This window comes from Dermatophilus sp. B7861-1, from assembly GCF_058996045.1.
Map to the genome: position 1 here is coordinate 1 of NZ_CM180082.1, position 26,136 is coordinate 26,136.

At 55.4% G+C, this 26,136-nt stretch carries 20 protein-coding genes and 2 tRNA genes; 15 read left to right on the plus strand and 7 right to left on the minus strand.

Annotated elements, in window-relative coordinates; all coding sequences use genetic code 11:
- From dnaA to AC2T9U_RS00060, 12 genes are all read left to right on the plus strand, one after another.
- The gene (gene dnaA, locus AC2T9U_RS00005) at positions 1–1,560 is read left to right on the plus strand and encodes a chromosomal replication initiator protein DnaA (protein ID WP_493696202.1); all 1,560 of its coding nucleotides are present in this window, start codon (positions 1–3) and stop codon (positions 1,558–1,560) included.
- Between the two features lie 798 nt (positions 1,561–2,358).
- Positions 2,359–3,492 (plus strand): DNA polymerase III subunit beta, encoded by a 1,134-nt coding sequence (gene dnaN, locus AC2T9U_RS00010; RefSeq protein WP_115031988.1) that lies wholly within the window; start codon positions 2,359–2,361, stop codon positions 3,490–3,492.
- A 92-nt stretch (positions 3,493–3,584) separates the two neighbouring features.
- Positions 3,585–4,775 carry a DNA replication/repair protein RecF gene (gene recF, locus AC2T9U_RS00015; protein WP_493696203.1) on the plus strand — a complete coding sequence of 397 codons (1,191 nt, stop codon included), beginning with the start codon at positions 3,585–3,587 and terminating at the stop codon, positions 4,773–4,775.
- A 172-nt stretch (positions 4,776–4,947) separates the two neighbouring features.
- Positions 4,948–5,367, plus strand: coding sequence for a DciA family protein (locus AC2T9U_RS00020; protein ID WP_258553268.1), 420 nt, complete (start codon positions 4,948–4,950; stop codon positions 5,365–5,367).
- A gap of 276 nt (positions 5,368–5,643) precedes the next feature.
- Entirely contained in the window at positions 5,644–7,740 is a 2,097-nt protein-coding gene (gene gyrB, locus AC2T9U_RS00025) for a DNA topoisomerase (ATP-hydrolyzing) subunit B (protein WP_208304170.1), read from the plus strand.
- A gap of 220 nt (positions 7,741–7,960) precedes the next feature.
- Complete coding sequence (gyrA, locus tag AC2T9U_RS00030) at positions 7,961–10,546, plus strand: DNA gyrase subunit A (RefSeq protein ID WP_493696962.1); 2,586 nt, start codon at positions 7,961–7,963, stop codon at positions 10,544–10,546.
- A 155-nt stretch (positions 10,547–10,701) separates the two neighbouring features.
- Positions 10,702–11,046, plus strand: coding sequence for a DUF3566 domain-containing protein (locus tag AC2T9U_RS00035; protein ID WP_231935422.1), 345 nt, complete (start codon positions 10,702–10,704; stop codon positions 11,044–11,046).
- Positions 11,047–11,153: 107 nt separating this feature from the next.
- Positions 11,154–11,227, plus strand: a tRNA-Ile gene (locus AC2T9U_RS00040).
- Positions 11,228–11,333: 106 nt separating this feature from the next.
- Positions 11,334–11,462 carry a DLW-39 family protein gene (locus AC2T9U_RS00045; protein ID WP_243894191.1) on the plus strand — a complete coding sequence of 43 codons (129 nt, stop codon included), beginning with the start codon at positions 11,334–11,336 and terminating at the stop codon, positions 11,460–11,462.
- 44 nt (positions 11,463–11,506) lie between these two features.
- A tRNA-Ala gene (locus AC2T9U_RS00050) sits at positions 11,507–11,579 on the plus strand.
- Positions 11,580–11,742: 163 nt separating this feature from the next.
- Positions 11,743–13,152, plus strand: a complete 1,410-nt coding sequence (locus AC2T9U_RS00055) for an amidase (RefSeq protein ID WP_493696204.1) — start codon at positions 11,743–11,745, stop codon at positions 13,150–13,152.
- Positions 13,153–13,243: 91 nt separating this feature from the next.
- Complete coding sequence (locus AC2T9U_RS00060; RefSeq protein WP_493696205.1) at positions 13,244–14,461, plus strand: pyridoxal phosphate-dependent aminotransferase; 1,218 nt, start codon at positions 13,244–13,246, stop codon at positions 14,459–14,461.
- Between the two features lie 57 nt (positions 14,462–14,518).
- On the opposite strand, the gene AC2T9U_RS00065 is transcribed toward AC2T9U_RS00060, so the two are convergent.
- The gene (locus tag AC2T9U_RS00065; RefSeq protein WP_208304165.1) at positions 14,519–15,193 is read right to left on the minus strand and encodes a hypothetical protein; all 675 of its coding nucleotides are present in this window, start codon (positions 15,191–15,193) and stop codon (positions 14,519–14,521) included.
- Between the two features lie 227 nt (positions 15,194–15,420).
- On the opposite strand from AC2T9U_RS00065, the gene AC2T9U_RS00070 reads away from it, so the two are divergent.
- Complete coding sequence (locus tag AC2T9U_RS00070) at positions 15,421–15,939, plus strand: peptidylprolyl isomerase (RefSeq protein WP_028327220.1); 519 nt, start codon at positions 15,421–15,423, stop codon at positions 15,937–15,939.
- 157 nt (positions 15,940–16,096) lie between these two features.
- Positions 16,097–16,837, plus strand: coding sequence for a rhomboid family intramembrane serine protease (locus tag AC2T9U_RS00075; RefSeq protein ID WP_493696206.1), 741 nt, complete (start codon positions 16,097–16,099; stop codon positions 16,835–16,837).
- 321 nt (positions 16,838–17,158) lie between these two features.
- Here the strand turns inward: AC2T9U_RS00075 and AC2T9U_RS00080 are convergent, their stop codons facing one another.
- Positions 17,159–17,443 (minus strand): cell division protein CrgA, encoded by a 285-nt coding sequence (locus tag AC2T9U_RS00080; RefSeq protein WP_084441127.1) that lies wholly within the window; start codon positions 17,441–17,443, stop codon positions 17,159–17,161.
- Positions 17,444–17,713: 270 nt separating this feature from the next.
- On the opposite strand from AC2T9U_RS00080, the gene AC2T9U_RS00085 reads away from it, so the two are divergent.
- Positions 17,714–18,361 (plus strand): anthranilate synthase component II, encoded by a 648-nt coding sequence (locus AC2T9U_RS00085; RefSeq protein WP_493696207.1) that lies wholly within the window; start codon positions 17,714–17,716, stop codon positions 18,359–18,361.
- An 87-nt stretch (positions 18,362–18,448) separates the two neighbouring features.
- Here the strand turns inward: AC2T9U_RS00085 and pknB are convergent, their stop codons facing one another.
- Genes pknB through AC2T9U_RS00110 form a run of 5 tightly spaced genes read right to left on the minus strand, consistent with a single transcriptional unit; the run spans position 18,449 to position 26,136 of the window.
- Entirely contained in the window at positions 18,449–20,257 is a 1,809-nt protein-coding gene (pknB, locus tag AC2T9U_RS00090) for a Stk1 family PASTA domain-containing Ser/Thr kinase (RefSeq protein WP_493696208.1), read from the minus strand.
- Positions 20,254–21,849, minus strand: coding sequence for a protein kinase domain-containing protein (locus AC2T9U_RS00095; protein WP_208304161.1), 1,596 nt, complete (start codon positions 21,847–21,849; stop codon positions 20,254–20,256). Before AC2T9U_RS00095 ends, pknB begins: the two co-directional genes overlap by 4 nt.
- Positions 21,846–23,300: a peptidoglycan D,D-transpeptidase FtsI family protein gene (locus AC2T9U_RS00100; RefSeq protein ID WP_208301907.1), complete on the minus strand. Its 1,455-nt coding sequence runs from the start codon at positions 23,298–23,300 to the stop codon at positions 21,846–21,848. Before AC2T9U_RS00100 ends, AC2T9U_RS00095 begins: the two co-directional genes overlap by 4 nt.
- Positions 23,297–24,679 (minus strand): FtsW/RodA/SpoVE family cell cycle protein, encoded by a 1,383-nt coding sequence (locus AC2T9U_RS00105; protein WP_493696209.1) that lies wholly within the window; start codon positions 24,677–24,679, stop codon positions 23,297–23,299. Before AC2T9U_RS00105 ends, AC2T9U_RS00100 begins: the two co-directional genes overlap by 4 nt.
- Positions 24,676–26,136, minus strand: coding sequence for a PP2C family protein-serine/threonine phosphatase (locus AC2T9U_RS00110; protein ID WP_493696210.1), 1,461 nt, complete (start codon positions 26,134–26,136; stop codon positions 24,676–24,678). The genes AC2T9U_RS00105 and AC2T9U_RS00110 overlap by 4 nt, the downstream gene beginning before the upstream one ends.

Genomic DNA, 26,136 nt, shown 5'->3' on the forward strand with positions numbered 1-26,136 from the left:
GTGTCGGAAAAACAAAGCGACACCAGCCGGATCTGGACGGCGACGCTGCACTCTCTGCAGGAAGCAGGCATCCCTGCTCCGCAACGAGCTTTCGTCGCACAATGTGCGTTGGTTGGAATTCTCGACTCAACCGCAATCATTGCTGTACCTGATGAATTCACTAAAGACATTGTGGAGACACGCGTTCGCGAGTCTCTTACGGAATCCCTAGCGCGGGAAACTGGCCGTGATATTCGCCTCGCAGTAACAGTAGATTCCTCTATTCGTGGAGCTATCGAGGAATCGAGTCAGCCAACTCTTGATATGTACAGCGAAAACGACAGTTGGAAAATTGAAGATATCCATTCCTCAAGCAAGACCAGCAGAGACAATTCGCTTCCCGCAACTTCTGCTGCCGCTCAAGAACGCTTTGGGGGGGTGGCAGATACTGTTTCCACGGAAACTGCTCATCACGATTCTGGACCAGACAGGCCACGTAAACCAGCAGGAAGTAACACCAAGAATCAAACAACAAATGATTCAGGTGGCGACCATCTCAATCCTAAATACACCTTCGACACATTCGTGATTGGCTCTAGTAACCGTTTTGCTCATGCGGCCGCAGTGGCTGTCGCTGAGGCCCCAGCTCGAGCTTATAACCCGCTTTTTATCTATGGCGATTCAGGCCTAGGCAAGACACACCTGCTGCATGCGATAGGCCACTACGCACAGAATCTCTACCCAAAAGTTCGAGTTAAATATGTGAACTCTGAAGAATTCACAAATGATTTTATCAACTCAATCCGCGATGATCGCGCTAGCAGCTTTCAGCGCCGTTATCGCGAAACTGATATTCTACTTATTGACGATATTCAGTTCCTGTCAGGAAAAATGCAAACTCAGGAAGAGTTTTTCCACACTTTTAACACTTTACACAATGCCAATAAGCAAGTAGTCATCACTTCCGATGTTCCACCAAAGCAGCTCTCTGGATTCGAAGAGCGCATGCGGTCTCGGTTCGAAATGGGCTTACTTACTGATGTCCAACCGCCAGATTTAGAAACGCGAATCGCGATTCTTTCAAAAAAAGCACGTCAGGAACAATTAAAAGTTCCTGACGAAGTTCTTGAATTCATTGCGAGTCGGATATCTAGCAACATTCGTGAGCTAGAAGGAGCGCTCATACGCGTAACTGCTTTCGCCAGCTTAAATAGACAAGAAGTGGATCTCGGGCTAGCAGAAATTGTTTTGCGTGATCTCATGCCTGATCAACAAATCAGTCAGATCACAGCTGCGACAATCATGGCGCAAACAGCTGGGTACTTTGACCTCACTATTGATGATCTGTGCAGTGCCTCTAGGTCACGCACTCTCGTCAATGCTCGTCAAATTGCTATGTACCTTTGCCGTGAACTGACTGAGCTCTCTCTACCCAAAATTGGCCAGCAGTTCGGTGGGCGTGACCACACAACTGTCATGCATGCAGACAAGAAGATCCGGCAGCTCATGGCAGAGCGGCGCTCTGTTTATAACCAGGTAACAGAGCTAACCACGCGTATCCGATCTCAACAGTCCACTTAGACGACCTAGTTTCACCTGCGAGGGGGTTGGGAGATGACGTCATCTCCCAACCCCCTCGCAGTGCCTCACTGGCACGTAGGCAGCGACACGCGCGAAAAACAGACACCACCACACTGACTCTTCAAATATTTTTCATCCTTTTTGGGTCGGATTTTAGGGGTTGAAGAGTTGCTACTCTCCACTGCAAGGGGACTCTCCTGACTTATCCACATACTTGTTCATAAGTCAGGAGAGTAATCGTTTTCGTAATCCACTGCGGATCTAATTAGCCCTTGACCTGCCTTGTTGGATCCACAACTGGGGACAAGATTGGGGATATCTTGTGAAGATTTTCTACTCTTCCCTGTGGATAAATCAGTGGGTAACCCTGGGGAGAAGTGCGTATTGCATGAGGAAAGATAGATACAAGACTGTGGATGCAGTGTGGATGCAGTGAGAGTTTCCACAGGGTCGTATAGGTCATCCACTAAAAATCCACAGACAAGATCCCCACCCCTTAAGGGCTCTTGACCTGGTTATATCGAGGAAATCCACAAAATCCACAGGGCCTATTAAGACGATGAACCTATACCTCTAGTTATGCGCGACTGCGTACGGAAGCACCTCGAGGCAGGTGGCCCGACTAGGTCAAGTTCCAAAATTTGGGCCACTTTGGGAGAAGAGCAGGCTCCAAAGTGGTTAGCATCGATGTGTCAAACCGTTTCGAGTCGAAAGCCTGAAACCGAAACGACCATGGCCACCGAAGTGGATTCATTGATGTGGCCCCACGCGCTGTGTTGAGTTTGAGGAGCGGTGACTGTGAGATTCCGTGTAGAGCGCGACGTGCTGACTGAAGCAGTCACTTGGGTAGCTCGTGGCCTGCCTAACCGTCCACCTACGCCGGTTCTAGCCGGAATTCTTCTCGAAGCTGATGCTGACGGGTCATTGACTTTATCTGCGTTCGATTACGAAGTATCTGCACGTATAACTGTTGAGGCAGATGTGCATGAACCAGGCCGAGCATTAGTTTTAGGGCGAATGCTTTCAGATATTTCAAAAACACTTCCAGGAAAACCCGTCGATGTGACTACTGACGGAAATAAAGTTTCTGTCGCTTGTGGATCTAGTCGTTTTTCCTTGCTAAAAATGCCCGTGGAAGAATATCCCACACTCCCGGTATCTCCTGAGCCGAGCGGTCACATTCCTGGTGATGTCTTCACTCATGCAGTAGCCCAGGTCAGTGTTGCTGCTGATCGTTCAGATACGCTTCCCATTCTTACGGGTGTTCGCATGGAGGTCGACGGTGAGCGCATGACATTGTTGGCTACAGATCGTTATCGCTTGGCCATGCGTGAGCTGACTTGGCGTCCTGATGATGAGGACATTAACGCCGTTGTTCTTGTTCCTGCTCGGACGCTCTCCGACACAGCAAAATCTCTAGGGGCATCTGGCTCGGTTTCGGTTGCCCTTGGGGAAGCAGCTGGAGGTGACGGCCTTATTGGCTTTGATGCAGGGCAACGTCGCACAACTAGTCGCCTTCTCGATGGCGACTATCCCAAAGTTTCAGCGATTTTCCCTAATAGCGTCGATACCGAAGCAATTGTGGATACTCAAGTGCTTATCGAAGCTGTCAAGCGAGTCTCCATTGTTGCAGAACGAAACACACCCGTTCGTCTTCGATTCGTTGATGGACAAGTGAGCATCGATGCGGGGACAGGAGAGGATGCACAGGCTAGCGAAGCGGTTGAGTGTCAGTTAGTTGGGCCTGACATCGAAATTGCCTTCAACCCGACTTACCTGATCGATGGGCTTAACGCTGTTTCATCTCCCTTTACCAGACTTGCTTTCACTCAGCCTGGTAAGCCAGCAGTTCTCAGCGGTCAAAGAGAAGCAGATGGTGACTGTGACTCTTCGTACCGATATGTACTCATGCCAGTGCGTTTTACTAACTGATCTTTATTAAATGGTGGGGAGGGGGATCCTCTCCACCATTTAATTTATTTTGTAACAATATTCCGATAGTAAAACTCATAAGAAAGTGGATTATGCACGTCACACATCTATGGGTTGCAGACTTTCGTAACTACATCTCCACAGATGTTTCCCTCAAGCCAGGAGTCACGTTTCTCGTTGGCCCCAATGGTCAAGGTAAGACAAATCTAGTCGAAGCTATCGGATACCTCGCAACTCTTCGATCACATAGAGTCGCCAGTGACGGTCCACTTGTTCGATTCGGCGCAGATCATAGCGTCATCAGGGCAGCTGTTAGTAAAAGAGGGCGCAGTACCACTGTTGAGGTTGACATTATTCCTGGTCGCGCAAATAAAGCTGGGATTAATAGAACTCAAGTGTCGCGTCCTAGAGACATTCTGGGGAACGTAAGGACCGTTTTGTTTGCCCCAGAGGATCTATCGATTATTAAAGGTGATCCATCTGGAAGACGTGATTTTCTAGATACGCTTCTTGTTGCGCGGCAGCCCAAATGGGCGTCAGTTCAAGGAGACTACGCTCGAGCTTTGAAGCAGCGTAATGCTTTATTGAAGAAAGCTGTGTCCCTTGGTGGAGGTGGAAGAAAAACTAGCTATCCAAAAGATCCTTATTTTGAGTCGACTTTATCTATATGGGATGACCAGCTTGCGGGGTTAGGTGGGCGACTTATGTATGCGCGTCTCAGGCTTCTTCACGATCTCTCTCCCCGTTTGAAGGACGCTTATTCTTCAATTTCTGAAGACGAAACAGAAAACTTTTTCGCGCGTGCTACGTATAGAACAAGTCTTACCTCAGAACACTCTCTTAAAGTTTCTTCCCTCATTAATTCTAACGAGACTCCTGATGTGGAAGATTTACAACAGGCCCTCTTTGAATCCTTGCAAGGATCTCATCAAGCTGAGTTCGCACGGGGAGTAACCCTGTTTGGGCCGCATCGAGATGAAGTAGAGCTTTCTCTTGGGGAGATGCCTGCAAAGGGATATGCCTCGCACGGAGAAACTTGGTCTTTTGCCCTCGCGTTGAAGCTTGCTTCCTATCATCTTCTTCGCCATGACCTCGGAGAAGATCCTGTTCTGATTCTTGATGATGTTTTTGCTGAGCTTGACGCTCGTCGTCGTGCACGTTTAGCGGAGCTGATCGAAGATGCTGAACAAGTTTTAATTACCGCTGCAGTAGAGGAGGATCTTCCTCCTCTACTGCAGGGAAAAACGCTTAATATCTTCGCCGGAAATGTGCGAGATGAATGAGAAAAAATATTTTCGTCAAGTTTCATCTTTCCGAGGTGTAGGCGTATATCAACATGCGCCTACACCTCCCATACCCGATTTATGTGAAGACTCCGCGCTGCGCGATGATGCCGCGCGTGCAGCTCTGGCACGCGCACGAAATACAGCCCGTGAAGCAGGACTTCGGCCTGGCATGCTTCCACGGAAACGTCGAAGAAGAAACAGCGAGCCATTAACCAGCTCCGCTGGCCCCGATCGACGAGACCCACAGCTTCTCGGTGATGAACTCGGCCGATTAATAGAAACACGCGGATGGCGCAAAGATGTCTCCGCAGCGTCGGTTATGGGGAGCTGGCCAGCAGTAGCTGGACTCGATATTGCTCGACATTCAGTACCGGTGAGTTTTGAAGAAGGAATTTTGGTAGTACGCGCTGAATCAACAGCGTGGGCTACGCAGCTGACCTACATGATTCCGCAACTGCAGGCCCGCATTGATGACGCGATAGGTAACGGAGTAGTCACCAATATTCGGGTAACAGGGCCCAGTGCGCCGTCCTGGAAACGAGGACCAAGGCGTAGTCGGGGGCCAGGGCCTCGAGATACTTACGGCTAGTCGAAAAGGCACGTCACCCCATAAAGTTCCCACAAAGAACTCACTAAAGCGACCTGAGCCGATCTCTGGTCCGCAAAGATCTTCTGCATACCCACCCACATGTCTCGGGTTTCAATGCGACTCAAGGGCTTGAGGGGAGCCCCATTGCGATATTCGCTGTGGAGTGAAGGTAGACTGAATGCTCGACCGTGTATGAGAGGGCAGCATTCATGCGTGCTTCTCTGTGGTCAGCTGTTCTGATCCCGCGCCCCAGCGGCCTGCGTACCGAGGAGTCCTGTGACCGACTCGAGCTCTGAACCCGTGACCGGTGCAGAGGCGTTGCCTGCATCTGAAAACACATCCATTGCCTACGATGCCAGCGCCATCACCGTCCTGGAAGGCCTGGAAGCGGTTCGTAAACGCCCCGGCATGTACATCGGATCTACAGGCGAGCGAGGATTACATCACCTCATCTGGGAGATCGTCGATAACTGTGTAGACGAAGCTCTCGCTGGGTATGCCACTCGCGTAGATGTGACACTGTTGAACGACGGAGGCGTACGAGTCCAAGATGATGGGCGAGGCATCCCCACTGATATCCACCCTGTGGAGAAAGTCTCTGCTGTCGAACTTGTGCTTACCCAGCTGCACGCAGGCGGAAAATTCGGTGGAGGAGGTTACAAAGTCTCTGGCGGTCTTCACGGTGTGGGGTCCTCTGTCGTCAACGCCCTGTCCACTCGACTAGAAGCCGAAGTTCGACAGAAAGGCCATGTGTACCGCATGGCCTTCGAACATGGAGTCCCCACCGGGCCGCTGCAGGAAATGGAAGAGATACCGGCAGAAGAAACCGGAACGACGATCACTTTCTGGGCTGACCCGGCGATCTTCGAAACCACAACCTACGATCTCGAAACCGTCCGTGCTCGGTTTCAGCAGATGGCATTCCTTAACAAAGGGCTGACGATCTCTGTTACGGATGAACGCCGTCCAGAGCACGACGAATCAGTAGTCGACGATGCTGTAGACGAAGCTGATCTCTCCGTTCCCAAGGACGCTGAGGGCAGTGACGAACTCACAGAAAGCGTGTGGAAACCAGTCGTCATCACCTATCGCTACGACGGTGGACTCGTTGACTACGTCCAGCACTTGAACTCCAGTAAGCGCAGCGAGACAGTGCATGAACAAATCATCGATTTCAACCGTGAAGATTCAGAGCGATCCATGTCTGTGGAAATCGCTTTGCAGTGGACAACGGCTTACTCCGAGTCGGTGCACACTTACGCAAATGCGATCAACACCCATGAAGGCGGAACACACGAGGAAGGATTCCGATCTGCGCTGACCAATCTGGTCAACAGGTTCGCGCGGGCTCAGAACCTCCTGAAAGACAAAGACGACAACCTCACCGGTGAGGATGTACGTGAAGGCCTTACCGCAGTCGTCTCTGTGAAACTCGGCGAACCCCAGTTTGAAGGACAAACAAAAACCAAATTGGGTAACTCTGAAGTACGTGGTTTCGTGCAAGGGACCATGACAGAAGGCCTAGGCGACTGGTTTGAACGTCATCCAAACGAAGGTCGAGAGATTGTCAAGAAAGCAATTAATGCTGCACATGCTCGGCTAGCTGCGCGTAAAGCGCGTGAAGCAACACGGCGCAAAGGCCTGATGGAGTCCGGGGGACTGCCAGGAAAACTGCGTGACTGTCAATCAAAAGACCCATCCGTCAGTGAGATCTACATTGTCGAGGGAGATTCCGCCGGTGGATCTGCCAAAGATGGCCGCGATCCTTTTAATCAAGCGATTCTTCCTATTCGTGGAAAAATCCTCAATGTCGAAAAAGCTCGCATCGACCGAATTATGAGCAACATGGAGGTGCAAGCATTGATCTCCGCGTTTGGTACTGGTATTGGTGAAGACTTTGATCTGAAGAAAGCGCGTTATCACAAAATTGTGCTCATGGCCGATGCCGACGTGGATGGTATGCACATCCGTACGTTGCTATTGACACTGTTGTTCCGGTTTATGCGACCGCTCATTGAGGCCGGATACGTATACCTAGCCCAGCCTCCGTTGTATCGACTCAAATGGATCAACCATCCACACGAGTACGTGTTCTCCGATGAGGAACGAGACCGCCAGCTCCAAGCCGGTAAGAGCGCCGGCTGGAGGCTGCCCAAAGATGGCATCCAGCGGTACAAGGGTCTGGGAGAAATGAACTCCAGTGAGTTGTGGGACACCACGATGGACCCAGAGCACCGTGAGCTTCTCCAGGTCAATCTCGACGATGCGGCTGCAGCTGACGAAATCTTCTCCGTGCTTATGGGAGAAGACGTTGAGTCAAGACGTGACTTCATCCAGAGGAACGCGCGGGACGTTCGGTTCCTTGACGCGTAGCGATTACCGCAGGGGCAGAGGCAGAGATCGGCTCTCAACGTTGGTTTTCCGCTTCCACCCACAAATGTCAGTTGGTCTTTCCCGTTGGTGATCGTGTCGATCTCCGCCCGAACATGATTGTGAAGGATTTGTTGTGAGCGACGAACAGCCTCCTGGTGTCGATGTTGAGGCAGCTGGATCCGGCTACGACCGGGTCGCGCCAGTAGACCTGAACACCGAGATGCAGCGTAGCTACATCGAGTACGCGATGAGCGTGATCGTCAGCCGCGCATTGCCAGATGTACGAGATGGCTTCAAGCCGGTACATCGGCGGATTATTTACGCGATGTTTGATGGTGGGTACCGGCCTGACCGCGGTTACAACAAGTGTCAGCGCGTTGTCGGTGAAGTGATGGGGCAATATCACCCACACGGTGATTCGGCTATCTACGATGCATTGGCACGTTTGGCCCAGTCATGGGTGATGCGATATCCGCTCATTGACGGTCAAGGAAACTTCGGTAACGCAGGCAACGACGGCCCTGCTGCCGCGCGATACACCGAATGCCGGATGGCTCCCTTAGCAATGGAGCTAGTTCGTGACATCCATGAAGATACAGTCGACTTCTCGCCGAACTATGACGGCAAGAATCAAGAGCCAGACATCCTGCCAGCACGAATTCCGAACCTACTGGTCAATGGGTCTAATGGAATTGCTGTGGGGATGGCTACCTTAATCCCTCCACATAACTTGCGTGAGGTCGCCGAGGCAGCCCAATGGGTGCTGGCGCATCCTGACGCAACAAAAGAAGAACGTTTAGAAGCATGTATTTCCATTATTAAGGGACCAGATTTCCCCACGGCTGGTTTGATCATGGGGCGTCAAGGAATTGAAGACGCTTACTGCACAGGCCGAGGGTCAATCATCATGCGGGCGCGTGTGCTGGTTGAAGAGATCCAAGGGCGTACATGCTTGGTGGTGACCGAGTTGCCATACATGGTTAACCCGGACACGTTGGCTACAAAAATCGCGGAGCTAGCTAAAGAAGGGCGTGTGTCGGGGATTGCCGATATTCGCGATGAGTCTTCTGGGCGTACCGGGCAACGTCTGGTGATTGTGCTGAAGCGAGATGCAGTTGCCAAAGTTGTACTGAACAACTTGTACAAGCACACGCAACTACAGACGAACTTCGGCGCAAACATGCTTGCACTTGTCGACGGTGTTCCGCGTACGCTGCCGATTTCAGCATTCGTTCGGCACTGGGTCGACCATCAGGTAGACGTCATCTTGCGCCGTACTAAGTACCGTCTGCGCAAGGCCGAGGAACGTATGCACATTCTGCGTGCGCTGCTCAAAGCGTTGGACATGCTCGATGAGGTGATCGCTCTTATCCGACGTTCGCCCACGCCTGATGAAGCCCGAACTGGATTGATGGGGCTACTGAGCATTGATGAATTGCAAGCAAACGCGATTCTTGACATGCAGCTGCGTCGTTTGGCCGCCCTGGAACGGCAGAAAATCCTTGAAGAGCACGATGAACTCGCCGCCCTTATCAAGGATTACCAAGACATCATCGCCAAGCCTGAGCGGCAGCGGCAGATCGTCTCCGAGGAGCTGACCGAGACAGTCGAGAAATGGGGCGATGAACGTCGTTCGCAGATCATGCCCTACGACGGTGAAGTCTCGATGGAAGACCTCATTCCTGAAGAAAACGTCGTTGTCAACATCACCCGCGGCGGGTATGCCAAGCGCACACGAGTCGATGAGTACCGATCACAAAAACGTGGTGGTAAAGGGGTTCGCGGAGCAACCTTGCGAGGCGATGACATCGTTGAGCACTTCTTTGTGACGACAACGCATCATTGGATCTTGTTCTTCACTAACCTCGGTCGGGTATACCGGATCAAGGCGTATGAATTGCCTGAGGGTGCGCGGGATTCGAAGGGTCAGCACGTTGCGAATCTGCTCGAGTTCCAGCCCGATGAACGTATTGCTGCTGTGCTGGCGATCCCGAACTATGAGGTAGCTCCGTATTTGGTTGTGGCTACACGTAAGGGGTTGATTAAGAAAACCTACTTGCGCGAGTACGACTCGCCCCGTTCGGGTGGCCTGATCGCCGTGAACCTACGCGATGGTGATGAGCTCATCGGAGTAACCGCTTTGCATGATGAAGATGACCTGCTACTCGTTTCTCGCAAAGGCCAGTCTTTACGGGTTAAGGGGGACAACAGCACTCTTCGTCCGATGGGGCGTGCCACCAGCGGTGTTACGGGTATGAAATTCCGTGCCGGAGACGAACTCCTAGCTATGTGCTTAGTTCCTGATGCCATGGATCCGGACGTATTTGTTGTGTTTGAGAACGGTATTGCCAAGCGCACGCCTGCCTCCGACTATCCGGTGAAAGGTCGCGCGGGCTTAGGCGTCAAAGTTGCTTCGATGAGTGAACGGGCTGGCGACCTCGTTGGTGCGTTGACCGTTGGTGAAAATGAAGAAGTCATGGTCGTTATGGAAAAGGGCAAGGTCGTTCGCTCGCGTGTCGACGAGGTTCGACGCACTGGACGTAACACCATGGGTGTGCAGTTCGCGAAGCCGGATAGAAACGACGCCATCGTTGCGGTGGCGCGTAACCCCGAGCCCGCTGCCGAAGCCGATGTCGAAGCCATCGAGGACGGCGATACCACGGACAGCGCCGAAGCATTAGCGGCGATGCACGACCCGGCCCAGCCGAGGACCGACATCGGTACCGAAGGAGGAGAGGACTCCGAATCCGCTCATGCCCAGGAGGCTGCTGCCACGATGCAGGACGATGACGGAGGTCAGGCATGAGCAATCCCAAGGGGCAAGCCAATGGGCCAGCCGCTGCACCGCGCACAATGACAGTAGGCGGTGTTCGAGTTGGTGCGCGCCCGGCAGGGCGTATAGGTCCTACGGCTGCGCCTGGGGATGCAGATCCACGGCGCGTTAAGCTCACGCTGGCGCGCGTGGATCCGATCTCTGTTATGCGGATCTCATTCTTGCTATCAGTGGCATTTGGGATTGCCATGGTCATCGTTGTGATTGCGCTGTGGTTAATGCTCAACAGCATGGGTGTGTTTGCAGAGATTAATGCTGCGGTAGAGAGCCTGCACTTGCAGCAAGGGGGAGAAGCAGACGCGCGGTTTAACCTCGTTGAATTTCTCAGCCTCGGTCGTGTGCTCTCCTTGACGATCGTGTTTGGCGTGGTTGACGTGATTTTGCTGACAGCAATCGCGACCGTGGTGGCTTTCATCTACAACATGTGCGCTGCTCTGGTTGGTGGCGCGCAGGTGACTCTCGTCGATGACTGATGCGGCTCTGAACTGGTTCTTTAGAGTCGATGGGAGGGGCGTACCTGTGTGGTTCGCAGCCGATTTGGGAACCGAGACAACATTCGGGTAATGTAAAACCTTGTTGAGGGCCTATAGCTCAGACGGTTAGAGCGCTTCCCTGATAAGGAAGAGGCCACAGGTTCAAGTCCTGTTAGGCCCACGATACACAGCGGGGCAATTCCCACATAATGGAGTTGCCCTGCTTGTGTATCCGAGTGACTCAATCCGACTACCTCAAAGTAGTCCAGGATAAGCAAGAGGTGCACATGCATCGATACCTCGCACTAGTCGCAGCAGCTGTCGGCGGTCTAGTAACGTGGAAGCATGCGCGCACTCGAAGCGCAGAAAACGCTATGTGGGAACAAGTTGCCCACACAGTAAAAAAACACTCGTAAGATTAGTACGGAGCTGAAAAGCTCGACCAAGCGAAATTCGCTTCGGGGCCTTGGCGCAATTGGTAGCGCACCTGCTTTGCAAGCAGGGGGTTAGGGGTTCGAGTCCCCTAGGCTCCACCGCCGCCCACCAGTAGCTGACAGATCAGCAGCTGGTGGGTGCTGCTTTTTCTCCGACCTTGTGAAGACGGCCAAAGTCACCAAATATCTTGAGCGCCTGGGAACGCCACCACAATTCTCCATGCACAAAGCCTCTTCACGTCCACGATGACACCATGTGCACATGGCCTCCGAAAAACCCACGCACATCGAAGAAATGGCTCGCTGGAGCATCACAGAAACCATTGCAGCCATCCGCGAGGGCCGCGCCACCGCCCGCCTCGTCACCGAAACAGCCATAGCCCGCATCGAACGCGCTAACCCTCACATCAACGCCGTCCACACCCTCCTACGAGAGCAAGCGCTAGCTGATGCTGAGACCATCGACCCAAGCCTCCCCCTAGCAGGAGTGCCCACCCTCATCAAAGCCGAACACGACATCAAAGGCATCCCCACCACTCTCGGCGGATACGGCAACAGCACACCTGCACAACATGACTCCGCCGTCGTATCACGACTCAGAGCAGCAGGCGCCATCATCCTCGGCACCACACACATGCCCGAATTCGGCCAATTCCCATGGACCGAAGGAGCTTCATTCGGCCACACTCGCAACCCCTGGAATCCCCACCACAGCACCGGCGGCTCCAGCGGAGGATCCGCAGCCGCAGTCGCAGCCGGATGCGTTCCCTTCGCCATCGGCAGCGACGGCGGCGGATCCATCCGCATTCCGGCCTCCTGCTGCGGACTCATCGGCCTCAAACCCGTACGAGGGCGAGTCAGCACCTCCCCGTGGCCAGACCTATGGGGACGACTAGGAACCATCGGACCACTAACCCGCACCACTGCCGACACAGCACTCGTCTACGACATCATTGCCGGCCCCAGCGACCACGACGCCTTCCCGCTACCCCGCCCTTACAACACCTTCACCGACGCCGCCAACCAAGCCCCCCAGCGCCTACGCATCGCCTGGCTCACCACCCCAGCCAATCCACTCATCCACGTCGAGCGCCACATCGCAAAAACCGTTCACGACGTAGCCCGCACACTCGCCAAAGCAGGCCACACCATCACCCACCTCACTCAGCGATGGCCCAATGACCAACCCAACTACCTCATCGAATTCGCCCACGCCCTCGCCCAAGAACGCAAACGCGTCGAACACCCCAACCGCCTCGAAACCCGTACCCGCCACACCGCTAATGCCGGGCGGCTCATCCCCCCGGCCCTGCTCAAACACGCCCACACCACTGCCACCAAACTCGCCACCGACATCGAAACACGCTTCGCTGAATACGACATCGTCATTACACCCACCATCGCCACAGCACCCCCCAAACTCGGACAACTTGACACCACAGGCAGCTTTCACGCACTCATCCGCTCACTACCCATGGTCGCCTTCACCACCCTCGCCAACACCACCGGCCACGCCTCCCTATCCTTCCCAGCCGGCTACACCCCCGACGGACTACCCATCGGCATTCAGCTCTACGCCCCTGGCGGCGACGAACAACGCCTGCTAACCCTCGCTGCCCAACTCGAACGCCTCCTACCCAACCGCCCCACCATCGCACCCACCCTCCCCTGAACAGCCACCACACCTGCCAAGAAGAAACCAACCCTTAAGAACACCCCCTAAACACCTCCCACAACCATCCACCAGTGAGAAGCTGACCCACATGCGCCGATTCGTCCAGAGCAAAAAACTCCAATCAGTCCGCTACGACGTCCGCGGCCCCATCCTCGTCGAAGCCGAACGACTCGAAGCCGAAGGACACAAAATCCTCAAGCTCAACATCGGCAATACCGCCCCCTTCGGATTTGAAGCCCCACCCGCCCTCACCAACGCCATGATCCGCCACCTGGGCGAGGCCCAAGGCTACTCAGACAGCCGCGGTATCTACTCCGCCCGCACCGCAATCGCCCAGTTCTACCAAGCCGAAGGCCTCCACCACGTCGACGTCGACGACATCTTCATCGGCAACGGAGTCTCCGAACTCATCAGCATGGTCCTATCCGCTTTCATCGACGACGGCAACGAAATCCTCGTACCCGCACCTGACTACCCGCTATGGACAGGCGCAGTCTCTCTCGCCGGCGGAACCCCCGTCCACTATCTCGCCGACGAAAACAACAACTGGAACCCCGACCTGGCCGACATCGAATCCAAAATCACCCCTAACACCCAAGCCATCGTCCTCATCAACCCAAACAACCCCACCGGCGCCGTCTACAGCGCAGAAACCGTCAAAAACATCGTAGATATCGCCCGACGCCACGAACTGGCCATCTTTTCTGACGAGATCTACGAAAAAATCCTTTTCGACGACGCCACTCACCACCACACAGCCCACTATGCCGGCGATGACGTGCTCTGCCTCACCTTCTCAGGACTTTCCAAGGCCTACCGCGTCTGCGGCTACCGTGCCGGGTGGGTCATGATTTCCGGCCCCAAAGAACACGCCACCAACTTCATCGAAGGCCTCACCCTCCTCGCCAACATGCGCATGTGCGCCAACGTGCCCGCCCAACACGCCATCCAATCAGCCCTAGGCGGATACCAATCCATCACCGAACTCATCAAACCCGGCGGGCGTTTCTACGAACAAGGAAAACTCGCCTCACGCCTACTCAACGAGATCCCCGGAGTGAGCTGCGTTGAACCCCGAGGAGCCCTCTACTGCTTCCCCCGCCTTGACCCAGACATCTACCCCATAGACAACGACGAAACCTTCGTCATCGACCTGCTCCGTTCCAAAAAAATCCTCGTCACGCACGGAACAGGCTTCAACTGGCCCCGCCCCGACCACTTCCGCCTTACCTTCCTACCCGACGAAGAAACCCTTACCGACGCCATCTGCCGTATCAGCGAATACCTCGCCGCGCGGCGAGTCTGAACACACGTGAGGCGGGAGCCTAGAAACTCAAGCCCCGCCTCACGCATATCAGCAAAATTAACTGTTTTTCGGGTTCTCCGGCGCCTCAGCCGAAGCGTCATGCACCTGCTCAGGATTCGTTGGAGCCACGCCATCACCCGTCGGTGCTTCACCCAACGTGGAGATCTGTCCAGGCTTCGGCCCCGATGCAGCACCATCCGAAACGCTCGAAGCTCGACCACTAGTGGGCGCAGCATAAGGGTCAGTCAACGGACGTGCCCATGGGTCTTCATACTCAGCCTGACGCTGCTTCAACACGTAGTACGCCGCCCCCGCAGCCGCAAGCACAACAACAACACCCAGCACTCCACCAAAACCAGCACACTTCTTTTTCACTGGAGTTGCTACCGCATCGCCACGCATCACCGCACGAGCACCAACGGCACGTTCGCGCCACACCTGAGGGTCAACATCACTGGCCTCTTCAAGCTGCGTTACGATCTCGCTCCATTTTGAACGCAAGTCACCAGCTCGCCCCTCGGCTTGACTTGCAACAGAATCCGCAGTGTCACGCGCAGCCACGCGAGCCTTCTCGAAACTCTCCTCAGCGCGCTGCGCCACGGAGGTCGCGGTCTCCCTAGCCGTATCGGCCGCGTCGCTCAGCTTCGGCTCGGCCGCTTCCCACAGACCAGCCAACGTGGGCACGGTCACCTTGAGCGACGGAATCTTGTACGTCTTCTTTTTCTTCGCCACCACTGGCCTCCTGTGCGTCAGTTGCGGATTTGTGTATTTACCATCCTGCACGTAAAGCACTCAAAAGACAGTCCTAATAACTGCATTTCGCTCAACCCTAAAAGTTGCAACTGACCGCCAGCTGCACAAAAACGCACTATTTACACCCTTAAGGGTGCAGCCATGGGCGAAATGTATCCCACCAACTCTTGTCGACCCGCTCCCGAGGGCATGGAAGGATGGACCCCATGAACGTCACACTTCACACGAACAAGGGCGACATCAACCTGACCCTGTTCCCCGACCACGCGCCCAAGACCGTAGAAAACTTCGTCGGCCTTGCCAACGGCACCAAGGAATACCAGGCAGACGGCGGCAAAACGTCCCCGGAACCGTTCTACGACGGTGTGATTTTCCACCGCGTCATCCCCGGCTTCATGATCCAAGGCGGATGCCCCTTGGGTATCGGCACAGGTGGCCCCGGCTACATGTTTGATGACGAGATCCACCCTGACCTGGACTTCTCCAAGCCTTACATCCTTGCCATGGCTAACGCAGGCAAACGCATGGGGCGCGGCACCAACGGCTCTCAGTTCTTCATCACCGTTGCCCCCACCACCTGGCTGCAGGGCAAGCACACCATCTTCGGCGAAGTTGCCGACCAGGAAAGCCGCGACGTTGTCGATGCCATCGCCGCCACTCAGACCGGTGCGCAGGACCGCCCCACCGAAGACATCACTATTCAGTCCGTCACCATCACCGAGTGACAACGACACGCTGACACACCACGTGAAAGCACAATCCATGGCCACCTAGGCTCGATAACGTGCGGGGCATCCGCAGCACACGCTGCAGGTGCCCCGCACGCTTATCCACCACAACGCGCCCCACCCACAAAGCGATACGCCGAAAGCAGAGACAACGGTGGACCAGAAGGCCCCCTCACCCCCCACCAACCGTAGCCACTACGCAGCCCTCACCGCGCGCCAATACCTCACCACACCGGTCACATACACCCTCATCGCGCTCTGCGTCCTAGTCTGGTTCGCCCAACTCATCCCCAGCCTCGACCATCTTCTGTTCCAAAATGGTGCCTTTATGCCTTCCCTCGGGGCACTAGAACCATGGCGTTTCCTGACCGCATCTTTCCTCCACGCACCCCAAATCTGGCACTTGCTGTTCAATATGCTCTGTCTTTGGGTACTGGGACGCACACTTGAACCAGCAATAAACACAAAGTTTTTCCTGGCTTCCTACTGCGTGTGCGCTATCGGTGGATCAGTCGGATCTATCTGGTTTTCCACCTCTATTACCGACCCCAACGGAACCTGGATGCAGGCAACAGTCGGTGCTTCCGGAGCCATTTTCGGTCTCTTCGCGATGCTCTTTGTCCTCGCACCAACAGTTGGCGCCGACATACGAGGCATACTTGCAGCTCTTTTCATCAACGCAACTTTGCCCCTCTTCATTGAAGGAATCGTCTGGCAAAGCCAACTCGGTGGTTTGTTCACCGGCTTCATGATCGGTGCCCTCTGCGCTCTCCAACGCAAAATCTGCATCCGCACATTGCGCTGGCTGGGACTTGCTGCCATCGCAGCAGTACTCATAGCCCTTGCCTGGCACAAGTACGAGGTAGTCGGAAGCATCACTCACCTTAGTTGGTGACCGTGTGAGTGCAGCAGCTGATTTCCACAGCAGCACATCCGGAGGGATATCCACATCGGTGGAAAGAAACACTACGAGAACGTTGAGTAAGACCAATTAATGCTGAAAGTGCAGGTCAACCATGCTTCACGCTCGACGAGGCTAGGTTCTCTTACATCCATGTAATTCATCCCCAGCTGTGCACAAGCCTGTGGAGAACGATGCGAAACTCCACAAAAACGGTTTACAGCCATCCCGAGATGGCCCAGCGTTCACATACGACGATGGTGGGGCCACCGCAGTAGCACCCACCATCCAATGAAGTCGAAGTGAGAACCGGTCTTACTTCCACTGAGTCGTCATCAAAAAACCAGCCATGATGAACGCGAAGCCAATACCTAAATTCCAGTTCTGCAACGACTCAATTGGATACTTGTAACTACTCAAGTAGAAAACAACAACCCACACAAGACCAATAAGCATCAAGCCAAGCATCGTCGGGACAAACCAAGGACGATTGCCACCCATCGATTTACGAGCGATCTTCTGCTGTGCTCGCTCCTCTTTCTTCTGGGCTTTGCGCAGGGCTTTCTGCTCCTTCGGAGAAAGGTTGTCGTAGTCGTCCATAGCTGATGCGTAGCCGGACGGCGAGCCTGCCACGTCCGCGGGCTCATTGCGGGATAGGTCAGACACTGCGAAATCTCCTGCGCTGATCGAAGTGTAAGTGCTCTCAAAGAACACTTTTGATGGCTCCAGAGACCAACATTACGGCCTACACACAAAGCAGCCCGACCAACGTGGCCATCCTCTAGACGCCACACCTGGATTACGGTTGTGGACGATCTACACGCGGTCACCAACGACCCGAAAACAGATCGGAAAAGAAAGGCAACACACGTGACAACAGATGCCGGAAGCAAAGTACTAGTAGTCGATAACTTCGACAGCTTTGTCTACACAATTGTGGGGTATCTGGAACAACTAGGAACCGAGTGTCACGTCATCCGCAACGACATCGTTATCCCACAGACAGTAGGCCAATACGACGGCGTGCTTATCTCACCAGGCCCAGGAACCCCAGAAAACTCAGGCAAATCCATCGACGTTATCCACGCATGTGCCCAAAAACACGTACCCATGTTTGGGGTCTGCCTCGGCCTGCAAGCACTCGCTGTAGCTTACGGAGCATCAGTGACACGTGCACCAGAACTCATCCATGGCAAAGTAAGCGACGTATTTCACGACAATACAGGGGTATTCGCAGGTATCAGTAATCCCTTCCGCGCCACCAGATACCACTCACTTGCCGTTGACGAAAAGACCCTGCCACCTGAACTCATCGTCGATGCCCGCACCGATAACGGCATTATCATGGGACTCAGGCACGCAACCCTTCCTCTATCTAGCGTGCAGTTCCACCCCGAAAGCGTCATGACTGCTCAAGGCCACCGGCTACTAGCCAACTGGCTCGCAACCACCGGTCTCTCCGGCGTTATTGAAGCTAGCGCAACAATGAGCCCCCTCATCAAAGAAGCGGCGTTCTGACCGCTCACCCCAGATGAAGCTAGAGGTGTACGACCACAACGCCGCTCCACGACTGTCAAACCCTGGAAGCAACTAAAGCCTCTGTTATCAAGGCTTACCCGAATTTATCGAGTGGTTAGGATCCGGCTCTTCACCAGGGTCATCTCCCTCTCCAATCGGGCCACTCGCCGGGGGAGAAGGAGAAGGAGAAGGCGGAACCGTGACAGTTGCAGTAGCAGTAGGCGCAGGAGGCGGCTCCGAAACAATGTTGAGTTCGATCACAGTACCAACCGGGACCTTCTCGCCCTTTTGGTAACTCTGCGACAACACCGTTCCTGGCTTGCCATTACCCCGCACGGGAGTGAACACTCGGCCAAGCCCAGCTTCCTTCAACTTGCGGATCGCGTCTTCTCTGCTCAAACCAACTAGATTCGGCACAGTTACCCGGCCAGTGGAGACATTCAGTGTGACCTTGGTGCCCTCTTTCACCGATGTTCCTGCTGGCGGGTCAGTAGAGACAACGTTACCCGCCGAAACATCCTTGCTATCGATAGGTTCGACAGCCTGAATTGCAAGACCACGATCTTCCAGCGTCTGACGTGCAGCAGCCTGCTCAAAATTACGTAAGTCTGGCACCTGTAAAGTCGCTGGTCCTGAAGAGACCACATACGACACGGTGCTCCCAACCTGAACATGATTGCCTGCCGCCGGATTTTGAGAAAGTACAGTCCCGGCCTTGGCAGGATTACTTGTCGTCTCTTTCCCCGCAGCTAGCCCAAGTTCAGAAAGAGCCTGTTGTGCCTGGGCATCTGTCTTTTGCACCAGATTGGGCACAGCGACAGTTTTCTCCGCAAACGTCAACAAACCTTGAGAAGCAAGGACCCCTAAGAAAGCAGAAACAACTACGAAAGTAGCTACCAGAGGGATTAACCAGCGTCGCTTGCGGCGAGCAGGTTCTTGTGGCTTAGCCGTTACCACCTGATGAACATCAGTTGCTTCGCCATTTTTGGCCGCGCCGAATACCGCAGTCGCTGAATCTGATCCATGTGCCCGAGGCGAATCGCCCTTGAGAAAAGCCTTGATGTCATCATCAAACTCTTCAGCGCTCTGATAGCGATCTGCGGGGCTCTTCTCCAACGCGTGAAGAATCACATGATCCAGCGCTGCGGGGATCTCTTCATTGAAAACAGAAGGAGACTGAGGTGGCTCACCTACGTGCTGATAGGCGATAGACACCGGCGACTCACCAATAAACGGGGTGCGCCCAGTTACGAGTTCATAGAGCAAACAACCCGCCGAGTAGATGTCTGAACGCGCATCGATTTCACGGCCTTGGGCTTGCTCGGGCGAGAGGTACTGAGCAGTGCCAATGACTACGGAAGTGTTCGTCATTGTTGCTGCAGAGTCCGCAATAGCCCTAGCAATACCAAAGTCCATGACCTTGGCGACGCCAGTGGGAGTAACCATCACGTTGCCAGGCTTGATATCGCGGTGAACGATGCCGTGACTATGGCTATACCCGAGCGCAGCGAGTACCTGAGTCAGTGTGTCACAGGCTTCCTTGAGCGAAAGGCAGCCTGCCTCAGCCAGACGTTCACGCAAAGTGATTCCGTGAACGTACTCCATGACAATGAACGGCTGAACAAGAGTTTGACCGTGCGTATCAGTGTGCTCATCTTCGCCTGAATCGAACACAGCCACGATCGACGGGTGGTTCAAACTCGCAGCCGCTTGCGCTTCACGGCGGAAACGGTGAAGAAACGCGGGGTCGCGAGCAAGTTCGGAGCGAAGAATTTTGATTGCGACCTCGCGCCCAAGCCGTGTGTCGAATCCGGCGTGGACATCGGCCATGCCGCCTCGGCCTACGAGGCCACGGACCTCATAGCGATTGGCGAGTTTGCGGGTCTCGTCGGTCACTTGTCTTGGGCCATTCCTTCATCCAAAGGCGTTGCATCCTGCTGTGCCGATTGATCCTGCTGTGCCGAGTGCATGTGCGGGAAGCCGTTGGCTCCACCACCGGGAGGAGCAGGGTTCTGCTTCCCACTGTTGTCAGGGCTTTTGTCTGAAGAGTCCGGCTCCTGGTCTGACGGGGGTTGCTTGTCACTAGGAGCCGGGTTCTGCGTACGAGTGTGGCTTGGAGCTTGCGTCACCGTGACGGTAGCTGTGCTGCCAGGCTTACTGCTGCCGCTGCCCTTACCTCGCGAAACGTTGAGTTTGACTTCAGAGCCCTTAGAAACAGATCCGGTGGGATCAATGGATACAACAGTTTCAGCAGACTGTGGTGCATCAATGTGGTTGATCTTCGGAACGAACCCACGTTCACGCAGTTTCGCGCTCGCCTCATCAGCAGTTAGACCGATGTAGTCACGTGCATCAATGGTGCTGGATTCGCCGCTACTGTCTGCCGTTGTGGAGCTCGGGCTTGATGTGGTTGGAGCTGTGGACGTGGGAGAGATCGTTTCGGGTGAATCAGGTGTTTTCGAGCCACCTCCGAGCAGGCCAGAAGCCATACCTCCGAAGATAAGCAACCCAATGACTGCGATGGCGATGAGGAACCATAGCCATGTTTTGTTACGAGGTGATTCCTCGATGTCGTCTTCGTAATAGGTAGGGACGGGGTGTGTCTGGGGGCGAGTGGTGATGCGCTGTCCAGAGCCAGGTTGCGTAATGCGTTGTGTTGCGAGCAATCCAGCTGCAGAGGGGCCGCCAGTCAACATACGGGCCAGATCGCCGGCCGAAGCAGGACGATCCTCAGGTGCCTTGTTCAGACACGACATGATCACCGTCGAGAGGTCCTCAGGAACCCATCCAGGTAGTGGTGGGACAGGATCCTGGACATGCGCCATTGCTGTAGCAACTGGACTGGTTTCTTCGAAAGGACGGTGCCCAGCAACCATCTCGTAGGCAACCACACCCAGCGAGTAGATATCGCTGGCAGGGCCTACTGGTTTACCGGTGGCCTGCTCAGGGGAGATGTACTGAGCGGTTCCCATAACTTCGCCGGTGCGAGTAATCGGAACCGCATCGATAGCACGAGAAATACCGAAGTCGGTGATCTTGGCGACGCCATCGTTGCGGATGATGATGTTCGCGGTCTTGACATCGCGGTGAATCACGCCTGCATCGTGGGCTGCCTGAAGACCAAGCGCAGCCTGAGCAAGGATTGAAGAGGTGCGATCTGGGTCGATGCGTACTTCATCTTTGAGGATATGCGCGAGATTATTTCCCTCCACCAGCTCCATCACAAGCCAGTGAGCACCAGAGTCTTCGCCATAGTCGTAGACATTGGCAATATTGGGGTGGCCAAGAGCTGCGGAGTTGCGAGCCTCTTCGCGGAACCGTTGAGCGAACCCGGGTTGGCCAGCAAGGGTGGGGCTGAGAAGTTTGATGGCGACGTCACGTTCGAGCACTTTGTCACGGGCACGCCACACTTCACCCATGCCGCCTACTGCGATGCGATCGCCGAGTGTGTAGCGGTTGCCGAATTCTAGACCGGTCTCGTACCTCATCGGTTGATCACTGCCTCCATGATTTTTTTGGCGATCGGTGCCGAAACCTTGCCGCCGCCCCCTTCGCTTCCTGCTACTCCGCCGTCTTCGACCACGACGGCGACGGCGACCTGTGGGTCGTTTGCCGGCGCGAACGCCGTGAACCATGCGTGTGGTGGGCGCCCTTCTCCGTGTTCGGCGGTACCAGATTTTCCAGCGACTTTGACGCCGGAAATCTGTGCCTTGGTGCCAGTTCCGCCTTCCACGACGCCTTCCATCATTTGGGTGAGTTTTTTAGCTGTTTCTTTGCTGACTGCTGTGCTGAGTTTTTGTGGACGTGTTTCCTCGATGACATCAAGGTCTGCGCCCATTGTTTTGCTGATGAGGTATGGCTTCATCAGTTCGCCGCCGTTAGCGATGCCTGCAGCGACCATAGCTATTTGCATGGGAGTCGCGCGGACATCGAACTGGCCGATAGCAATTTGGATGTTCTGTGCTGTGTCGCTGTTCTTAGGGATGGTGCTTGGGGTAACTGACATGGGAATTTTGAGTTGTTCACCGAACCCGAATTTTGCTGCCTGGCTGCGGATGGCGTCACCGCCGAGTTGCTGTCCGAGGTAGCCGAAAGCTGTGTTGCAGGACATTTGTACAGCGCGTGCGAGAGTGACTGTGCCGTTGTCGCATGCGCCACCTCCCGCGTTGGGAAGGCTTGTGCTGCTGCCTGGCAGGGGGAGTCGTTCAGGTCCGGGTAGTTGGGTTTGGGTTCCGTATTTTTGTGATTCGAGAGCTGCGGCGGCTGTGATGAGTTTGAAAGTGGATCCGGGTGGATAGAGGTTACCGCCGATAGCTCGGTTGATGGTGGGGTTGCTCTTAGCTTTGGAGAACCGTTCCCAGGCACTGGTCACTTTGCTGCGATCGTGGCCTGCCAAGGAGTTGGGGTCGAATGTGGGGTGGCTGACCATGGCTAAGACGGCGCCAGTTTTGGGGTCGAGTGCGACTGCGGCTCCGCGACGTTCACCGAGTGCTGCTTCGGCTGCCTTCTGTGCAGCTGGGTTGATGGTCAGTTCCAGGGTTGCTCCGCTGGGGTTTTGGCCAGTGATGAGATCGCCGAGGCGTCGGTAGATGAGTGAGCTTGCTTGGCCGCTGAGGAGATCGTGAGCTGCTTTCTCCAGGCCAGCTCCTGCTCCGTAGACGAGCGAGTAGTAGCCAGTGACGTGTGCGTATAGGTCACCTTTGGGGTAGACGCGTTGGTATCGGTATTGGTCATCCACGGGTCGGGACGAGGCGATTTCGTTGCCGCCAACGAGGATTGATCCGCGCGCGGTGGCGTAAGAGGCCAGAAGAGTGCGGGTGTTATTCGGTTTGTCTCGCAGTTCTTGTGCTTGGAAAAACTGAATGATCGTGGTGGAGATCAGTAAGGCCGCGAACATTGTTGCGGCGAGGATCGCGACGCGACGGATGGGGTTGTTCATGCTTGCACCTCCGTAGTGGTCGTGGGGGTGCTTGTTTCGGGTGTGGGGCGAGGTTCAGGGATGGGACGGCGTGCGTGGTCGCTGATACGCAGCAGCAGGGCAACGATGGCCCAGTTCGCCAAGAGGGACGATCCTCCTTGCGATAAGAAGGGTGAGGTTAGACCGGTAAGGGGGATGACACGGGTGACGCCTCCAACGACGACGAAGATCTGCATGGTCATGGAGAAGGCGAGTCCTGCAGAGAGAAGTTTTCCGAATCCGTCTCGAGTTCCTAGAGCGGTGCGTAGCCCTCGTTCCACGAGAAGGATGTAGAGGGTGAGGATGCCGAAGATACCGATGAGGCCGAGTTCTTCGGCGAAGCTGGGAATGATGAAGTCGGATTCGGCGAAGTAGGTCAGATCCGGGCGTCCGCGACCGAATCCAGTGCCAAGCAGGCCACCTGCACCCATCCCCATGAGACCGCGTACGAGCTGGTCAGATTGGCTGAGGGCTTCCTTGGACCAGGGGTCAAGCCAGAACAAAACGCGTTGTTGTACGTGCGTGAAGAGAGTGTAAGCAACGATTGCTCCAGCGCTGAACATCGTCAACCCGATGACAATCCAGCTGGTTCGTTCAGTGGCGATGTAGAGCATTGCCACGAACAGCCCGAAGAACAGCAGTGATGAGCCCAAGTCGCGTTGGCCGACCAGCACTAAGAGGCTGGCCATCCATGCCATAAGGATGGGGCCGAAAACACGAGCGTGGGGAAAAGTGATGCCGAGGAATTTTCGTCCGGTGAGGGAAAGCGCGTCGCGGGTTTGGACTAGGTAGGCGGCGAAGAAAATTGTGAGAACGATTTTGGCGATTTCGCCGGGTTGGAAAGATGCAGGTCCGATGTGAATCCAGATGCGGGCACCGTTGATGTTTTGCCCGAGGAAGGGCGTCAGCGGCAGGAGCAGGAAGATGATGCCCAAAGCCATCATGCTGAAGGTGTATCGGCGCAGAACGCGGTGATCTTTGAGGATGAGGACGATCGCGATGGCGATAGCCATTGCGACACCGGTCCACATGATTTGGCGGGGTGCGCCAGCGGTGGCGGCGTCACGGTGGTGAGCAACGTCGAGGCGGTGAATCATGACGATTCCCAGCCCGTTCAGGAGCGTGACGATGGGAAGGATGAGGGGGTCGGCGTAGGAGGCACGCCAGCGAAGAACACCGTGGAAGCCTAAGCTGAAAGCTAGGAGCCAACCGCCTTGGGTGAAGAGGTCCACGGGGACTTTGCCGACAGTGGACAGGCCGACGTTGAGGTAGGCCAGAAGGACCAGCCCTACGGAGGCGAGAATGAGCAGAAGTTCGAGGTTACGGCGTGTTCGTGGCCGGAATGAAGAGATGGTGCTCATGGTCGTACCTCCTTTGCGGGCGGTTTATTGTGTCGGCTGGTGTGGGGGACTGGCTGTGCGGTGCGTGGAGTACGCAGCGGAGGTTCGGCTGTGGGCGGTGATGCGGGAATCACGGTTGGTGCAGCGGACCCTGAAGGTGATGAGGTAGTGCTGGTGGGGCTTGGCTGTGAAGTTGGAGGTGCGGGGGTTGCATCGACTCCACAGGGGGCTCCTGCAGCCATGCGGGTCAGACACTGTGCTTGTTGCACGCGGAGAACTTGGATTTGGTTCTCGATGTCGGCGTCGTCAGCTGCGGGGATAGCTGCGGCGAGCCTGCTGCGGTAGTAGTCGGGCAAGTTCTCGATTTTGATGTCGCTGACGTCGCGTTCGACGTGGGATAGGGGAATCGCGCCGATACTTTGGGGGATTCCGCGGTACACCCCGACGATGTCGCCAGCGATGCCGAGGTATCGCTGCTGTTGGGTCCAGGCGTAGGCACCGACGAGTCCGAGGGTGACGGTGGCGAGGGTGAGCAGGGTGATGAGGATACCGCTGCGGCGGGTCCGCCGGTCAGTAGCGGAGGAGCCGTCATCGATCTCTTCGCCAGTGTCAGATTCGGTACGTTTGCCCGTAGTTTGGGCCTGGAATGCAGCTGCTTTTTGGGCGGGGGAGAGGGCAGCTGTGGGGTCGGGGCGTTCGCCGTTTTCGGCGGCAGCGCCTACGACGATGGGGTGATGGGGTGAGTCTGGTTTTTCGTCGGTGACATCGGCGATGACGACGGTGACGTTGTCAGGAGCACCTGCTTTGAGCGCGAGGTCAATAAGTTTTTTGAGGGTGTCAACCGGCGGCATACCGGCGGTGATGACTTCTTCGATAGTGCTGCGGCTGACGTAGTCGGACAGGCCGTCTGAGCAGATGACGTACCGGTCACCAGGGCGGGCGCGGCGTACTGATAGGTCGGGTTCATCTTCAGGCGCGCCGGTAAGTACACGGGTGACAAGGGAACGTTGGGGGTGATTCTCTGCATCTTCGGGGCTGATGCGTCCTGCATCGACGAGTGATTGTACGAAGGAGTGGTCGATGGTGATTTGGGTGAATTGCTCGTCGCGGACCATGAAGGCGCGGCTGTCACCGATGTGGACGAGAACAAGGTTGTCTGCGCCGCAGCGCATAAGACCGGTGAAGGTGGTTCCCATGCCGTTGAGTTCGTGGTGTTCCTCAACAGCGGTGTTGATGTCGTTGTTGGCTTCTGCGACGGTACGGGCCAGGAGTTCGAGGGCGTCATCGCAACCGTGGCTGTCTCCGTCGAGACGGGCGATTCTGGAGATGACTAGCGAGCTGGCGACGTTGCCGCCGGCATGACCGCCCATGCCGTCGGCGATGGCGATGAGGTGGGGGCCTGCGTAGCCGGAGTCTTCGTTGCGGCTGCGGACGAGGCCGACGTCGGTGCGTGCCGCGTAATTCCACGCGATACCCAT

What these genes read in the sequence shown, in the direction of transcription:
- AC2T9U_RS00080 (WP_084441127.1), bottom strand. Translation starts at nt 17,443, where the DNA reads ATGGACGACTACGACAACCTTTCTCCGAAGGAGCAGAAAGCCCTGCGC.
- AC2T9U_RS00055 (WP_493696204.1), top strand. Translation starts at nt 11,743, where the DNA reads ATGGCCTCCGAAAAACCCACGCACATCGAAGAAATGGCTCGCTGGAGC.
- AC2T9U_RS00070 (WP_028327220.1), top strand. Translation starts at nt 15,421, where the DNA reads ATGAACGTCACACTTCACACGAACAAGGGCGACATCAACCTGACCCTG.
- AC2T9U_RS00100 (WP_208301907.1), bottom strand. Translation starts at nt 23,300, where the DNA reads ATGAACAACCCCATCCGTCGCGTCGCGATCCTCGCCGCAACAATGTTC.
- AC2T9U_RS00045 (WP_243894191.1), top strand. Translation starts at nt 11,334, where the DNA reads ATGCATCGATACCTCGCACTAGTCGCAGCAGCTGTCGGCGGTCTAGTA.
- AC2T9U_RS00105 (WP_493696209.1), bottom strand. Translation starts at nt 24,679, where the DNA reads ATGAGCACCATCTCTTCATTCCGGCCACGAACACGCCGTAACCTCGAA.
- recF (WP_493696203.1), top strand. Translation starts at nt 3,585, where the DNA reads ATGCACGTCACACATCTATGGGTTGCAGACTTTCGTAACTACATCTCC.
- gyrA (WP_493696962.1), top strand. Translation starts at nt 7,961, where the DNA reads ATGCAGCGTAGCTACATCGAGTACGCGATGAGCGTGATCGTCAGCCGC.
- AC2T9U_RS00095 (WP_208304161.1), bottom strand. Translation starts at nt 21,849, where the DNA reads ATGAGGTACGAGACCGGTCTAGAATTCGGCAACCGCTACACACTCGGC.
- AC2T9U_RS00020 (WP_258553268.1), top strand. Translation starts at nt 4,948, where the DNA reads ATGCTTCCACGGAAACGTCGAAGAAGAAACAGCGAGCCATTAACCAGC.
- AC2T9U_RS00110 (WP_493696210.1), bottom strand. Translation starts at nt 26,136, where the DNA reads ATGGGTATCGCGTGGAATTACGCGGCACGCACCGACGTCGGCCTCGTC.
- AC2T9U_RS00060 (WP_493696205.1), top strand. Translation starts at nt 13,244, where the DNA reads ATGCGCCGATTCGTCCAGAGCAAAAAACTCCAATCAGTCCGCTACGAC.